Source organism: Paenibacillus amylolyticus (assembly GCF_003719335.1).
In the GTDB taxonomy this organism is placed as follows: Bacteria; Bacillota; Bacilli; order Paenibacillales; family Paenibacillaceae; genus Paenibacillus; species Paenibacillus amylolyticus_D.
Genome location: NZ_RIAS01000002.1, coordinates 581,248 through 595,621 on the forward strand (window position 1 = coordinate 581,248; position 14,374 = coordinate 595,621).

Here is a 14,374-nt window from a genome sequence, read left to right on the forward strand (position 1 = left end):
AAATTGGAGGAGCCTGGAGAGTTATGACAGATCATTTATGGAGCATCACAGATCGTGAAGAACGATTTCAAATGCTTCGCAGAGAGGTTCGAGCTTCGCTCGACATGACTTCTTCTGCCGAGGATGAGGAGTTGTGGCAAGGGATTGAGAGAAAAGTTCTCGGTGATTCGGGCCTGGAAGATTTGACTTCAGGTGAGCGCCATGTCCTGGTGCGGCGATTGTACGATTCTTTTCGCGGGTTGGATATTTTGCAACCTTTGGTGGATCACCCGGACATTACGGAGATTATGATCAACAGTCATCAGGAGATCTTTGTTGAGCAAGAAGGGGAGGTCAGACAGATTCCACTGCACTTTGAATCCAGAGAGCGGCTGGAGGATATTATTCAAATGATCGTGTCTGGTGTGAACCGCATTGTCAATGAATCTTCCCCCATTGTGGATGCTCGCCTGAAGGACGGTTCACGGGTTAACATTGTGCTTCCGCCTATTGCGCTAAAGGGGCCAACGATGACGATCCGGAAATTCCCAAGTGAGCCAATGAAGATGTCTGATCTGATTGAGAAGGGGGCCCTGCATGAGGAAGCAGCCGTGTTATTACAGCAGTTAGTAAGGAGCAAGTACAACATTTTTATCGGGGGAGGCACGGGCTCGGGAAAAACAACTTTTCTAAACGCGTTATCCCAATTCATCCCTGCTGATGAGCGGATTATTACGATTGAGGATTCAGCGGAGTTACAGATCGTGACCGTGCCCAATCTCGTCTCCCTGGAGACGCGAAATGCCAATACAGAGGGCAAAGGTCTTATCTCCATCCGGGACCTGATTAAATCCTCTTTACGGATGCGTCCAAACCGGATTGTTATTGGGGAAGTACGCGGAGCGGAAGCGCTGGATATGTTACAGGCGATGAACACTGGGCATGATGGATCGTTGTCGACTGGTCATGCAAATACGATCTCGGACATGATCAGTAGACTTGAAACGATGGTCCTTAGTGGAGCGGAACTTCCCATTACCGTCGTAAGACAGCAGATTAGCTCGGCCATTGATATTTTTGTACATCTTTCGCGGCTTCGAGACCGTTCACGTCGTGTGACTGAGATCAGTGAAGTGACGGGTTTACATCATGGTGAAGTGCTTCTGAACCCGTTGTTTCGATTTCAGGAGCAGGAGGAACGGGAAGGGCGTATCATCGGTGGACTCATCCGGGTGGGCAGCCTGAAGAAGGTGGATAAGATTCAAATGGCCGGCCTTGGAGAATGGCTTGAGAAATACATAGAACAAATAGCCGTGCAGACTGGACAAGAGGACAAGCGGTGAATTGTAAAACATAAACTGAGCAATAGAATGGGATACAAAGTAGGGGGATTACATCTTATAACAACTATAATTAGTTATTTTTTGATGTAACCAGTTATGTTGTTAACGATTTTGGGAAGTTCCAAACCATATCGTGAAAGAAAGAGGGTGCAGCGTGGGGCAGGGCAGGCAGACATTGACGAATTACACCATATATACACTTAGCTCAAGACAGCGAGTTGTCTGTATGCTGGTCAGTGGATCATTATTTTTCGGTATTGGTTTGTTATTTTACCATCACTGGATGGCAGGGATGATACTGGCTACAGGTTGTATATGGGTGCCCAGGTTTTGGACAAAGGTGCTACTGGACCGCAGAAGGATGACACTAAGTTTGCATTTCAAGCAAGCTCTATATGCGCTGTCCTCGGCCCTGGCGGCTGGGAAGTCGGTGGAAAACGGTTTTAAGGAATCCGTTGAGGACCTGCGGATGTTGAACCCTGAGGCTGATACCGATTTGATTCGGGAGTTCACTATATTGCGGACACGCATGGAATATGGTCAGCCGATTGAAGAGGCGCTGCAGGATTTCTCGGAACGGGCACAGATTGAAGATATTACGAATTTTGCAGACGTGTTTATTACTTGTAAACGAACGGGAGGTGATCTGGTAGAAGTGGTTCGTCGTACCTCCACAGTGATTGGAGAAAAGCTGGATATTCAACAGGACATTATGGTTGCTGTGGCACAGAAAAGATTTGAATCCAAGGTGATGTTTGCGGCACCATTCATTTTTCTGTTATTTCTCAACCTGACCGCCAATGATTTCATGGAACCACTATACAGTGGGCTCGGATATCTCATTTCTACAGGTACACTTGCGGTGCTGGTCTGCTGTTATCTATGGATTCATCGCATTATGGATATCAAAGTGTGAGGAGATGAAAAGATGCTGTTTCCCCTCTTGATTGGAGGAGTACTCAGCGCGGGCTGGATTTGGCTTGATCGAACCCTGGGGAAAACCTACAAGCATTTGCGAAAGCTGCATATGGAAGGTTTACGTTTGAAAAAAATGCACGCTCCGTTTCTGTTTATGCTGGACAAGTTCGAGATCGGCCGCAGACTGCCTGTACTTATGTTCCGGATGCAACACGCGATCCAGAAGATGTATGGCATACAACATAGCGGTGAAAAAACGATGCTCTATTGTGCTGAAATGTTGACGTACTCGTGGCTAGTGATGCTGGCAGGATGTTTACTATCCCTCGTGAAGGAGGTAGGCACGGGAGGATTAGCTGGTGGGGTTATTCTTGCAATCGCTTTGCCGTTTGCGATGTATAAGGATCTTTACACCAAGGTAAAGCGAAGGGATCAAGATATCCTTATAGAGCTGCCTGAACTGCTTAATCGAATTGTGCTCTTGGTTGGAGCGGGAGAAACGGTACAACGTGCAATCGTTCACTGCGTGAATAGCCAGAGTGAGCGGGATCACCCATTGTACAACGAATTGCGGAGAGCAGCAGGAGACTGGAATAACGGGTACTCGTTTCAGCAATCTTTAGAGCAGTTCAGCCGCCGCTGCGGTGTGCAGGAAGTGACGATTTTCACAACGACGGTTCTGCTGAATTTCCGGCGTGGGGGAGGTGACTTTGTATTGGCGCTGCGCGATTTGTCACATGTATTGTGGGAGAAACGCAAGACGGTTAGCCGGGCCAAGGGAGAGCAGGCCTCTTCGAAACTGGTATTTCCGATGGTATTGATCTTTTTTACAATCGTGGTCATGATCGGTGCGCCTGCTTTTATGATGATGAATATGTAGGAGGAATTGGGATGATTAGAGTAGGGGAGCAGATGATGGAAGTAAAGGAGCGGACAATGGAAATGAGTGGTCAGATGAGTGAGATGATGAAAAACAAGGCAGCGGCATTTTGGAAAGAAGAAGAGGGTTTGGGTACGCTGGAACTGATTCTAATTATTGGTGTAATCATCATTATAGCATTGATCTTCAAAGACCAGATTAAAACTTTGGTAGAAAGACTGCTGAAAAATGTCAGCAACAAAAGTAATGAGTTTTTTGAGTAGACGTTTCAGAAAGGAAGAAGGGAGCTTCACTATCGAAGCTTCCCTGGTCTTCCCGATCATATTATTTATCCTTGTGGTACTGCTTTTCTTCACGATGTACATGTACCAAAAAACATTTTTAAACCAGCATGCTTATGCCGCTTCTGAACGAGCTGCCTACAGTTGGGACAATAGCCACAAACAGGCGCTGACAGGTGAATATGCTACCGGCGAATATGATCACTTGTACTGGCGGCTAAGCGACGATCGGCTGTTAGGAGCATTGTTTGGTTGGGCGGGAGCGGACAATGAGGTTAGCGCTTCTATACCTGGAGCTGAAGGCGGCAATCTTTCGGAAACAAAACTAGCACAAGCTTCCAGCCACATGCCCTCAGCCATGAAGGGTACAATGACATATCAAAATGCATTGATCCAGCGGAAGGTAACCACTGAGCTTGAGCAGGTTATATCGTTGCCGCTGCCCTCATTTTTGTTTAATTCCGGCCATCGTGTGCTCACGCAGGGCTCCTCTGCTGTTGTAGAACCGGTTGAGTTCATCCGAACGGTGGATTTGATCCGTTATTACGGTGCGAAGTTTAAAGGAAAAGGCGGAAAGGGAGCAACTTCAGCGGTGGAGGCAGGACAAGTTATACAGCATTTTGGGAAAAACGAAAAATGAGGAAAGGGGAGGGAGGCACTGTTTAGAAAAAGAGATGGTGAGTCTGGAGCTGTAACGTTATTTCTGATCTTGATCCTGGCTGGAGTATATATGTTTGTGGCGATTTTTATTGATTATGCGAGAATTGCTGCATTCAAAGTGCAGACGGAACGGATGGTACATGCTGCAATGAGATCCGTTATGTCAGCTTATGATACATCACTTCGAGAGTATGGTTTGTTTGCATATGGCGACAGTAGCGGAGATGCCATTATGGCAAAAGTGTTAAATGATAGTGTGAAACCTTCCTCCGTAAAGGATAGTTTTCCGATTCTGGATATGCAATGGGACACCACTTCACTCGGTATGGACCGTGAACTGGGCAGGTATGATATTTTTAATCGTCAAATTCAGGAAGACATGAAGTATAGAGCTCCGGTTGATTTTGTTATTGAAGTGATTAATCGATTCAAACCGATGTCAGAGGAGATGAAGGAAGCCGCACATACCGTGGATCTGTTGAAGAAATTACAAAAGCTCTATGACAAACGTGAGAAATTGCTGGATGAAGCGATCAAAAATCAGATTGAATCTGCCGAGAAGGTAATGAAACTTCCAGATTTAATCATGAAACCGCCAGCCCAGGCCATCTATGAAGAAATGCTTGAGGCAACACCTGAGACAGCAGCAGAAGCGGCGGCACGTTATGCCGATTACCTAAGCAAGAAACAAGCAGATGAAGGACTGCCTTTAATTGAACAGCTGTACATATTGGAATTGGGGCGTTACCGGACAGGTGTAAATCAGATTGTGACAGGAATCAGTATGTTGATACAACCAGCGCTAGAGGCGCATAAGACCAAACTATTGGAAGCGCAGGACAAGATCGAAGAGGCACGTAAAATGAATGAAGAGATGAAACGAGTGATTGCGGAAGGGGAAAGTCGTTCCGAGAATGCCAGTTATGATAACGTGGGCAATTCTAGCCTTCCTGGAACGAGTCCGACATCTGCGGGTTCCGGCAATGAGGCCAAAAGCACACGTTCGCTCGCTTCCGAGCTTGTCAGGGAAGATGCGCTATTTGATCGGATAAAATCTCGTGTGATCTCCCAAAATGAAGACTTCTCTGGCGTGCGAAAAGATAGCATGGAACTTAATGCCCAGCTTCGGAGTGTGACGGGTATGAGTGGTGTTCCAATTAAACCTGCGGTCAGGCAGGCAAGTCAGACTACCGAACGTTATATGAATTCTTTTGGCAGAACAGGTCCTTTCAATCTTATCTCACAGAGCCAACAGGAGCTCGAAAACGGTCGGGGATCGGATGCCCAGCGTAAAGAGAATGATAAGCAATCCAAAGGGAAATTGAAGGAAATGAAACGGTTATTTAGCCGGATTGAAAACGGGACTTCTGGTTCCGTGCAGAAATTCAAACAGCTGGAACAATTTTATGAGGCTAACATCGCGTTCAATCAAAAAAGCTCTGATCGAGCGGAAAAGGCAAAGATTGCGAGTGATCCGTATGATTCCGGTGGAAATGCCATGAAGGGAATGGATCACCTGTTTGGAGGAATGTCAGGACTACTGGGAGACCTTGGCGATGAGCTGTTTCAAAATGAATATGCGCTTGCTTACTTTGATTCCATGGATTTTAGTCAATTGTTTTCCTGGACGGAAGGCAGTGGAGATGTTAATGACGTGTTCAAACTGGAGAATCAGGAGCTAGAGTATATCCTATACGGCTTTCATAACCCTTCAGGTAACATCGCATCTTCATATGCGGAAGTCTTCGGAATCCGTCTGGCAATTCGTACAGCTGAGGGGCTAAGTGAGAATAGTAAGCTGGGAAATCCGCTTCTTGTGTTGTCTGCCGCGATCCTATACGGAATTACGCATGCAATTGAAGATATGGACAAGCTGGCGAAGGACGGAAATGTTGAATTGTCCAAATATATCAAGGTGAAGCTGACATACAGGGATCACCTCAGATTGTTCCTGCTAATGCATAGCAATAATGATCGCAAAATGTCCCGAATGTTAGCCTTGATCCGATTGAATACGGGAGCTAACCCGGATGAGAAAAAGACTTATGCTTCCGGACAGGTACGCAGCAGCATTAAGCTATGGTTTTTGCCTGGAATTGTGCGAAGTATAGGCGCTGTTATGGGCAGTGAGGATCAAGTACAAGATGGACGCTTTTTCATTGAACGGAAGGCGGATTATTCCTATTGAACAGGTGAAAACATGTTGATGGAGGCATGATGGAAAAAAGGGTTCAGGTTCAGGGTGAAAGGAAATGTGTGCAGATGCAACATCGAATCATGCGGATAAGCAGATTGGAACGCTTGAAGTCCCTGAGGAAACAGATGCTTGAAGCGAAGAAAGAACAGGGCACTATGGTGCTGGAGGCTTCGCTGGTGCTACCTGTTTTTCTATTCTTTATTCTATTTCTTATCTTCATTGTTCAGATGACGCTGATTTCCACCGCATTGCAGAGTACAGCGGGGGAAACGGTAAAACAGTTATCAACGAAGATTTATCCAGTATCGCTTGCCTTCGTGCCTTCGGATTCTGCTGGAGGAGAGGGCCTAGAGGAGAAAGGGAAATGGCCCCAGCTGTCTCTGACAGAATGGGCAGACGGTTACGCTTCTTCCCTGCCCTCACCCTTAAGTGACTGGGTGCGAGATGCAGCGAAACGTGGTGAAGAGCCACTGCAAAGAATCAAAACGTCGGTAATGGAAGCCATACTTGACCCGGTTGTGAAGCCGTTGTTGCAACCCTTTGTTGAAACTACTCTGCTAGACATGGAACGTATTCATGTTAACGGAGTATCTGTTCCTAACTTGAAGAATAAAACGAATCCGTATTTCAGATTAGAGCTGAGTTATGAGCTGCCTGTGAAGGTTCCTTTTCTCGGCAAACCTTTGCGAATCCAGGTTGCTGCAGCAGAACGGATATGGATTGGTGACACAGGCGAGGGAACTGGTTACGGAAGCGGGGGAGAAAATAGTGCCGGTTCAGCAACTGTTTTATCAAAACCAGATCCGGCTTTTATAGGGAACCATGCAACGATAAAGGTTCAGGTCGAGCCAGGGGCAACGGCTAATCTCACGATTTTTTACAAGTCTGGTGAGAGTTCTGCGAAGCATATTGGCTGGGCAACAGCTGACGAGAATGGAATCATAGAATGGACATGGTTTGTGGGCACTCGAACAACGGAAGGGACTTGGAGCTTTGTTGTAGAGACCGCGGAGGGGATGCAGACGGAAACTTCATTTACGGTAGCATCCAGAAAATAAGGAGCGATGATATAGGTGGGTTGGTTTTATGTAATCTGTGGTGTATATCTTCTGGTGGCGTTTGTAACCGATATAAGGTCGATGAAAATTCCGAATCGGTTGACTCTGCCAGTAACGGCAATAGGAGTAGTTGCTCATCTTGCGTGGGGGGGCTGGCGAGGGATGTGGTTCTCTTTAGCTGGATTTGCTGTTGGTTTCGGTATGTTGTTTTTAATGTATGTCATTGGTGCAGTCGGTGCAGGAGATGTGAAATTATTTGGGGGTATAGGAGCCTGGACGGGGTTTACATTTGGTATACACGTGATCATATATTCCATTTTGTACGCCGGATTGATCGGCTTAGTGATCCTTTTGTTTCGCAAAGATGAGTCAATGCGGATACGTACAATGATGTTTAATGTATTCGGTTTCTTTAAACTAGGTTCTCTTAAACTTGTAAGTCACGAAAAAACGTTGAAGTTTCCGTTTATGCTGGCTGTACTTCCCGGTTTCGTAAGCTCATGGATTTATATGTTTGGGTAGTTGTATGCACGGGGGAAACAGCATTTGATAGACTCACCTGTCATCACAGTATCCGTGAAATGATTCTAGTTCAACGTACTATATTAACAATGGGAAGTGAGGAGCGGTATGTATGGATTAACGAGGGATTTCGTACGTAACGGCGGGACATTTATGATTTTGGAAAAAACGGACGGGCTACGGATGGAGGAACTTAGCAGGATACAGATCGGCATGTTAACTTCAAATCGAATTCCTCGTATGCTGCCTTTGTTCACACGGGAGATTGATCAGAATGTAACGTTACAGTATGACATCTCTGGATATAAGATGTTGTCCCAGATGTTAAAATCGAGTCAAATCAGCTTGACAGTGTTGTACAATCTTTTATTTCAGTTAGCAGAAGCCCTCGCGGAGTGCAGGCTCTACATGTTGGAGCCGCAAAATTTGTGCATTCAGGAAGACTATATATTTATTCAGGGGGCAATGGCGCAAGGGGAATTTGGTTTAGTTTACGTACCCATCATGAATGCCCATGCCCGGCAGGAGAAGCAAACGCCGCAGTTATTCCGTGACTTGGTAATCAAGCTTATGGCTCATGTTCAGGAAATAGAAGGAGAGGGCATACAACGAGTATTACAGTTATGTGACGACGAGCGGTGGGACATTCGGCAATTACGTGAACTATTATTAGAATTGAGTACTGGCCAACCTGCACGATTGGTATCCAGTCAGCTACCGGAAAAGAAAAGTGACGCCAGCTTTAATTACAATAAAGCTGATATAGAGCAATCAGATCGTCATCAGCGTGAGCGCCAGCAAATCATTAAACTGGATGCAGACATTAAAAAAGTAGCCCCCTATGCGAAATCTTTGTTACACAGGCCAACAGCGGCTGGTCAACTTTCGACGATAAATACAAACTACTTTCATCAGAATCAGACCTCAACTCAACTTGAGTCTTCTTCATCATTTGTTTCCGCGGATCAGGAAAATGTGGTGATGGAAGAGCAAAATTCGGTTACTGGCTCTTCGCGTACAACATATATCTGGCTAGGCTGTATGGTTGCCATGGCTTTGGTATGGAGGTTTATCTATATGCAAGAGCCAGGTCAGAACGCAATGATTCTGTCTACGGTGCTAAGTATTGTCCTCATTGCAGGGGCAAGTTGGATGTGGAAGAGAATGGGTGGTTCTCCTGATAAATCTGACGTTCGTCCGCTTTTCTCTTTATCATTGCTAGGCAGGAAAAAGGACAAGGGTGCTAAAGTAGAAGAGGAAATGTTTCAGGAGAGTTGGCGCTGGAATGCCATGGATAAGTCCAAAGAAGATAAGGTGAAATCCATAGAATCTTTGCCTGCCGCTGCTGTTGATGAAGATCATACCTCTTCCCGTCTTCGCCATATGAGCACATCCTCTAAGAACTTAACGTCTGAAGATATGCTCAATCCGCTGTATACTGCGGAACAGGGAAGAGAAGGCGGGAACACTTCTGAACTCCATCTTAGGGCTTCTGCCGCAGAGGCAACAGTTAATCTGCAGCCACTGGCCGGGTTAGCTAATAAAGACAGAAGCTCTAATGCACCATCATATTACCTGGAACGAACTCTAAATAAAGGTGAACGGAGCGAACGTGTTGATGTGAAGGGGGCATCGTTTGTCATCGGAAGAGCAGCGGATATGGTTCAATATGTCGATAACTCGACAGGTGTATCCCGTGCACATGTAGAATTGAGTCGAGGCCAGTCCGGCTATGCTATCAAGGATTTAGGGTCCGTCAATGGAACGATGCTTCAAGGAAATCTGTTGGCTCCTTACAAAGAATATCCACTGACGGACGGGGATACGTTCATCCTGGTCGAATCGGTCTACGTTTATCGAGTGGCAGGATGAACTGTACACACCAATTATACTGTTTTAGTCGGACAACCCTCGATGCTTCAAGTCCTCGAGAGCCTGAGTCAATGTGGGGAAGGTGAACTTGAAACCGTGATCCAAGGCTTTTTGCGGAATGACCCGCTGCCCTTGCAGCAGGACGACGGATAATTCACCAACTAGTGTTTTGATCAGGAAGCCGGGCACAGGGAACCAGTGGGGACGATGATAGACTTTACCTACTGTACGGCCGAATTCATCATTGGTTACCGGGTGGGGAGAAGAAGCGTTAACTGGACCCGAAATTTCTTTGTTATGAATAGTAAAGTCGATCAATCGAACGATATCCATGATGTGAATCCAACTGGTCCACTGCTTTCCGCTGCCGATTTTGCCGCCGAATCCGAGCATATAGGGCAGTTTCATCAATGGGAATGCCCCTTTTTTATGACCCAAAACGAGACTGACCCGGATTTTGACGAGTCTTACATCCCGGATGGCATCGGCAGCAACTTCCCATTGTTCCGAAACGCGAGAGGGAAAATTCATCGGTTTTTGCGGACTGTTCTCATCAAAGGTTTCGTCGGGAGATGTTCCGTAGATCGCCATGGCTGAAGCCTGGACAACAACTTCCGGCTTTTGCTGTAGCGATTCCACTAATCTAGCAACCCGGGCAACCGTCGTAACTCTGGATTCCACAATTTCCAGCTTGGCCTTCGTAGTCCAACGTTGGTTCAATGTCTCACCCGCTAGATTCACCAGAGCATCAAAACCTTCCAGTTCCCGCGGCATTTCTTCGAGCTGATCCCAAGATATATATGTAAGGTTTTTACTCGGATTATGCATGTCAGGCAGCTTGCGAGTGATTACTTTCACATGATGTCCGGCCTGCAACCAGTAATCTACAAGTGCGCCTCCGACAAATCCGGTTCCTCCACAAATGGCAATTTTCATATTGAACATCCTCTCTTATGGGTCAAAAAGCCCCGCAGGGTAAGTTAAATGAGTGAAAAGGACTTACCAAGCGGAGCTAATATGTGTTTAATTTAACCAAATTGGTGCCATATCTAACGATGCTGGCCTGCTTTATTTTCCAATCTGTTCATACGTTATAATTCATCAAAAGATTATTTCATCAAATGGCGATAGGGAGTATAGTCGATTTTATTTTTCTCCAAAAATTTCACCAGAAATTTGTTGTCCCGTTTTGGTGTCGCAATGATGTAACCTTTAATGCAATGATCTCTCGACACTTCGGTTGCATGATCTTCCACGGCAATTTTACCAATCTCGGCAGCAATGGAATGTTTGGCAATGTCGCGAAATGGTCCGGGAACAGGCTCAACCAGTTGATCCAAAAAAGCTTTGGCTTCATCCGTCCACAAGTGGCGGCTTGTCTCCACCCAGTAGTTCTGCCAATCCAGCTTGGACTTGCCGTCTGCCTTGGGCAGCACCTTAAGGAACTTGCGCATCATGAAAAATCCACCAATGCACATGCTGCCAAGCAGCACAAGCGTCCAGAAAGCAATCGTATTCATAAACCAGTTGCTGGGAGAATTGCTCGTTAGAAGCTGGACGTAGGTATTATAAATCATTGCGAAATCACCTCGGTTTATTGATTTTCACGCCCTGATGAATAGGCGTCCATGTTCCGTAATATGCTGTCAAAAATAGCCTCTCATTCGAATTATATCGCATTTCTAGATTTATTTCGATAATCGCGTTATGATAGTGGATAATTCAGAAAAAGGGGGATCAATGATGCTGAAAATCGGCTCCCATGTGTCCTTTTCGGACAAGGGATTATTGAGTGCAACGAAGGAAGCGTCCTCGTACGGTTCCAGTTCGTTTATGATATATACGGGTGCACCGCAGAACACACGCCGCAAGCCAATTGAATCAATGTTTATTGAGGAAGGCAAGCTTGCCATGCAGGCAGGCGGATTTGAGGAAATTGTTGTGCATGCTCCTTATATCATTAATCTGGGCTCTTACAAGGACAGCACATATGGACTGGCTGTGGACTTCCTGCAGGAGGAAATTCGCCGTACTCACGCCATTGGTGTGAAAAACATCGTATTGCACCCTGGTGCATTTACGGACAAGGATGCTCATTATGGTATCGAACGTATTGCGCAAGGCTTGAATGAAGTGCTCGATGGCATTCAGGAAACCGATGTGAATATTGCGCTGGAGACGATGGCCGGTAAAGGAACCGAGATGGGGCGCAGCTTCGAGGAACTTGCACAGATTATTGAGAAAGTAAAACATAACGAACGACTGACCGTGTGTATGGATACATGCCACATTCATGATGCGGGTTATGATATCGTCAACGATCTGGATGGTGTATTGGATCAATTTGATCGCACGGTTGGACTTGACCGAATTGCTGTAATGCACATTAACGATAGTAAAAATGCTGCCGGTGCACGCAAAGACCGTCATACACCGATTGGGTCGGGCTGGATTGGATTTGAAGCGATCAACCGCATTGTAAACCATGAAAAACTGAATAATCGTCCATTCATTCTGGAAACGCCGTGGATTGGTAAAGATGCCAAAACCCAGCGGCCAATGTATGAAATTGAAATTGCATTGCTGCGAGGAGATGTGGAAGGCCGTTTCGGTCAGGAGTTCCTGAGTGAAGTCGAGCAACTGCAACATTTCTTCAAAGGTAAGGAAGTGAATTCCCGTGCTTATGTACTTGATGTATGGACACTGCTCAAAAATGATGCCAAAGCCAAAAAAGCTGATCCGCGTGAACCGCTGGAACGCTTGTATGACATGGTAACAGAGGCGGCATTGTTCCCGCATTTGAATGAAGAACAAATCAATCATCGCTTGATAGCTTGGCTTGCAGGGTAATCCCTGCAAGTCTTGCCTGATATACTTCACGTATGTCTTGTCTAATTGAAGGAGGAAGATTAACCCGATGGAGATTCACGCAAAACAAATACGACCTGATGATCAAAACCGCGCCAATCGAGCGCGTATGCTTATTTCCTGTCCGGATGGACCGGGAATTGTAGCAGCGGTATCACATTTTTTGCATCAGCATGGTGCCAACATTGTACAGTCTGACCAGTATACGATGGACCCGTCAGGCGGTATGTTTTTTATGCGGATCGAGTTCGATCTTCCGCAACTGGAGAGTAACTTGGCGAAGCTGGAAGCGGATTTTGCCGATGTGGCGGCACGTTTCGAGATGGAGTGGTCTCTTTCCGCGGTTAGCCGCAAAAAAAGGTTGGCTATTTTTGTATCCAAAGAAGATCACTGTCTGGTAGAGTTGCTCTGGCAATGGCAGGCTGGCGATCTTGATGCGGACATCGCGCTTGTGGTCAGCAACCATTTGGATATGAAAAACTATGTGGAATCGTTCGGCATCCCATATCACCATATTCCGGTTACAGCCGATACGAAAAAAGAAGCAGAGCAGCGTCAGCTGGAAGTGATCGGCAACGATGTGGATGTGATTATTCTCGCTCGTTATATGCAGATTATCTCTCCAACGTTTATTGAACATTACCGTAACCGTATTATCAACATTCATCACTCGTTCTTGCCAGCCTTTGTTGGAGGTAAGCCATACGCTCAGGCCTATAACCGTGGTGTTAAAATCATTGGCGCAACGGCGCATTATGTTACGGAAGAGCTGGATGGCGGACCAATTATTGAACAGGACGTTCAGCGTGTAAGCCATGGAGATAATGTGACTGAATTAAAACGCATTGGACGTACCATTGAGCGTGTTGTGCTTGCGCGGGCTGTAAAATGGCATGTGGAAGACCGTGTTCTTGTACACGAAAATAAAACAGTCGTATTTTAAGTCTAAGTTTACGCTTTAATACTGCGCAAGGTTGATCCGTAACCTCATAAGAGAGTTACTCGGTAACCGTTTAGACTTCGATGCACCATAAAGCCGAGCGGCTCCAGTTCAATAATGAACTGCGTGCCGCTTTTTGGCGTGCAAGTATTTTCCGCACAGACCTAGCAAAGCGCCAAAGAGAAGGTGGCCAATGACCCAATAGAAAATGGCACCAGCGTCATTCAGATCGGGCACACGTGAGGATAACGGAGACAAAGGGAGATAGAGCAGGGAAGAGGCGGCGCCGAGAAATATTCCGCTGCTGACTGGACGGCCTGTACGTCTGACCCACCAGATGTAGAAAATCCCGATGACAACAGATACAGCCAGGTGTAAGGAGAATTCGATCCATTCGGGCAACCGCGGAGGAAGCCCTGGTACAAAATCAACGTTCAGTAGCAGGGTGTACACTTTTTCGCCAGTTAATGTCTGAACCACTTTTAGAAATAGTCCTAGAAAAATGCCACTAACGATTCCGGTTATGATCCCCGAAAACCAGGGTAATGATAATTTTAACGAATTAGACGGGTGTCGCGTTTGATCTGGCATTTCAAGCCCTCCTTGGGTATGAAGCGTATCTAATTGAAAAATAAACCGTTAACCGTATGCTCGAATCGAGAGGCGCTGATCAGCACAAGCCGATTTTCACGTTAATCTCTAAAATGTGTATGGTTTTCGGCTTAAAGGTTATACTTCATCCGATGGACTAGGGCGTATCTTAAAACCGACTGAATTGCATCTTTTACCGCCTTTTCGCCCCCTGCTGCGTCACTTTCCCTTGACGTGCCCCGGCACGCCTGCGGTAAACTTCCTG

General features: G+C 46.2%; 14 protein-coding genes. 11 read left to right on the top strand and 3 right to left on the bottom strand.

Going from position 1 to position 14,374, the window contains the following annotated elements; all coding sequences use genetic code 11:
* The first annotated feature begins 23 nt into the window (after window positions 1–23).
* The 9 genes from EC604_RS06355 to EC604_RS06395 all read left to right on the top strand — a co-directional run bounded on the left by EC604_RS06355 (window position 24) and on the right by EC604_RS06395 (window position 9,710).
* A complete protein-coding gene (locus EC604_RS06355) occupies window positions 24–1,322 on the top strand; it encodes a CpaF family protein (protein ID WP_123063308.1) in 1,299 nt (432 codons plus the stop codon).
* A 154-nt stretch (window positions 1,323–1,476) separates the two neighbouring features.
* On the top strand, window positions 1,477–2,238 hold the full coding sequence (locus EC604_RS06360; protein WP_429351476.1) for a type II secretion system F family protein: 762 nt from the start codon (window positions 1,477–1,479) through the stop codon (window positions 2,236–2,238).
* Window positions 2,239–2,250: 12 nt separating this feature from the next.
* Window positions 2,251–3,120 carry a type II secretion system F family protein gene (locus EC604_RS06365; protein ID WP_123063309.1) on the top strand — a complete coding sequence of 290 codons (870 nt, stop codon included), beginning with the start codon at window positions 2,251–2,253 and terminating at the stop codon, window positions 3,118–3,120.
* 11 nt (window positions 3,121–3,131) lie between these two features.
* Window positions 3,132–3,383: a Flp1 family type IVb pilin gene (locus EC604_RS06370; protein WP_429351477.1), complete on the top strand. Its 252-nt coding sequence runs from the start codon at window positions 3,132–3,134 to the stop codon at window positions 3,381–3,383.
* Window positions 3,367–4,041, top strand: coding sequence for a TadE/TadG family type IV pilus assembly protein (locus EC604_RS06375; RefSeq protein ID WP_123063310.1), 675 nt, complete (start codon window positions 3,367–3,369; stop codon window positions 4,039–4,041). Before EC604_RS06370 ends, EC604_RS06375 begins: the two co-directional genes overlap by 17 nt.
* 96 nt (window positions 4,042–4,137) lie before the next feature.
* Window positions 4,138–6,249 carry a hypothetical protein gene (locus EC604_RS06380; protein WP_151458055.1) on the top strand — a complete coding sequence of 704 codons (2,112 nt, stop codon included), beginning with the start codon at window positions 4,138–4,140 and terminating at the stop codon, window positions 6,247–6,249.
* Window positions 6,250–6,338: 89 nt separating this feature from the next.
* Window positions 6,339–7,316 (top strand): pilus assembly protein, encoded by a 978-nt coding sequence (locus EC604_RS06385; RefSeq protein ID WP_345789252.1) that lies wholly within the window; start codon window positions 6,339–6,341, stop codon window positions 7,314–7,316.
* A gap of 15 nt (window positions 7,317–7,331) precedes the next feature.
* Window positions 7,332–7,838, top strand: a complete 507-nt coding sequence (locus tag EC604_RS06390; RefSeq protein WP_123063312.1) for an A24 family peptidase — start codon at window positions 7,332–7,334, stop codon at window positions 7,836–7,838.
* Between the two features lie 108 nt (window positions 7,839–7,946).
* A complete protein-coding gene (locus tag EC604_RS06395) occupies window positions 7,947–9,710 on the top strand; it encodes a DUF6382 domain-containing protein (RefSeq protein WP_123063313.1) in 1,764 nt (587 codons plus the stop codon).
* Between the two features lie 24 nt (window positions 9,711–9,734).
* On the opposite strand, the gene EC604_RS06400 is transcribed toward EC604_RS06395, so the two are convergent.
* Complete coding sequence (locus EC604_RS06400; RefSeq protein ID WP_123063314.1) at window positions 9,735–10,646, bottom strand: TIGR01777 family oxidoreductase; 912 nt, start codon at window positions 10,644–10,646, stop codon at window positions 9,735–9,737.
* Window positions 10,647–10,819: 173 nt separating this feature from the next.
* Window positions 10,820–11,287, bottom strand: coding sequence for a DUF2621 domain-containing protein (locus EC604_RS06405; RefSeq protein WP_192895063.1), 468 nt, complete (start codon window positions 11,285–11,287; stop codon window positions 10,820–10,822).
* Between the two features lie 166 nt (window positions 11,288–11,453).
* On the opposite strand from EC604_RS06405, the gene EC604_RS06410 reads away from it, so the two are divergent.
* Window positions 11,454–12,560, top strand: coding sequence for a deoxyribonuclease IV (locus EC604_RS06410; RefSeq protein WP_123063315.1), 1,107 nt, complete (start codon window positions 11,454–11,456; stop codon window positions 12,558–12,560).
* 67 nt (window positions 12,561–12,627) lie between these two features.
* Entirely contained in the window at window positions 12,628–13,521 is an 894-nt protein-coding gene (gene purU / locus EC604_RS06415; protein WP_123063316.1) for a formyltetrahydrofolate deformylase, read from the top strand.
* Between the two features lie 108 nt (window positions 13,522–13,629).
* Here the strand turns inward: purU and EC604_RS06420 are convergent, their stop codons facing one another.
* The gene (locus EC604_RS06420; protein ID WP_123063317.1) at window positions 13,630–14,109 is read right to left on the bottom strand and encodes a hypothetical protein; all 480 of its coding nucleotides are present in this window, start codon (window positions 14,107–14,109) and stop codon (window positions 13,630–13,632) included.
* Window positions 14,110–14,374: the final 265 nt, after the last annotated feature.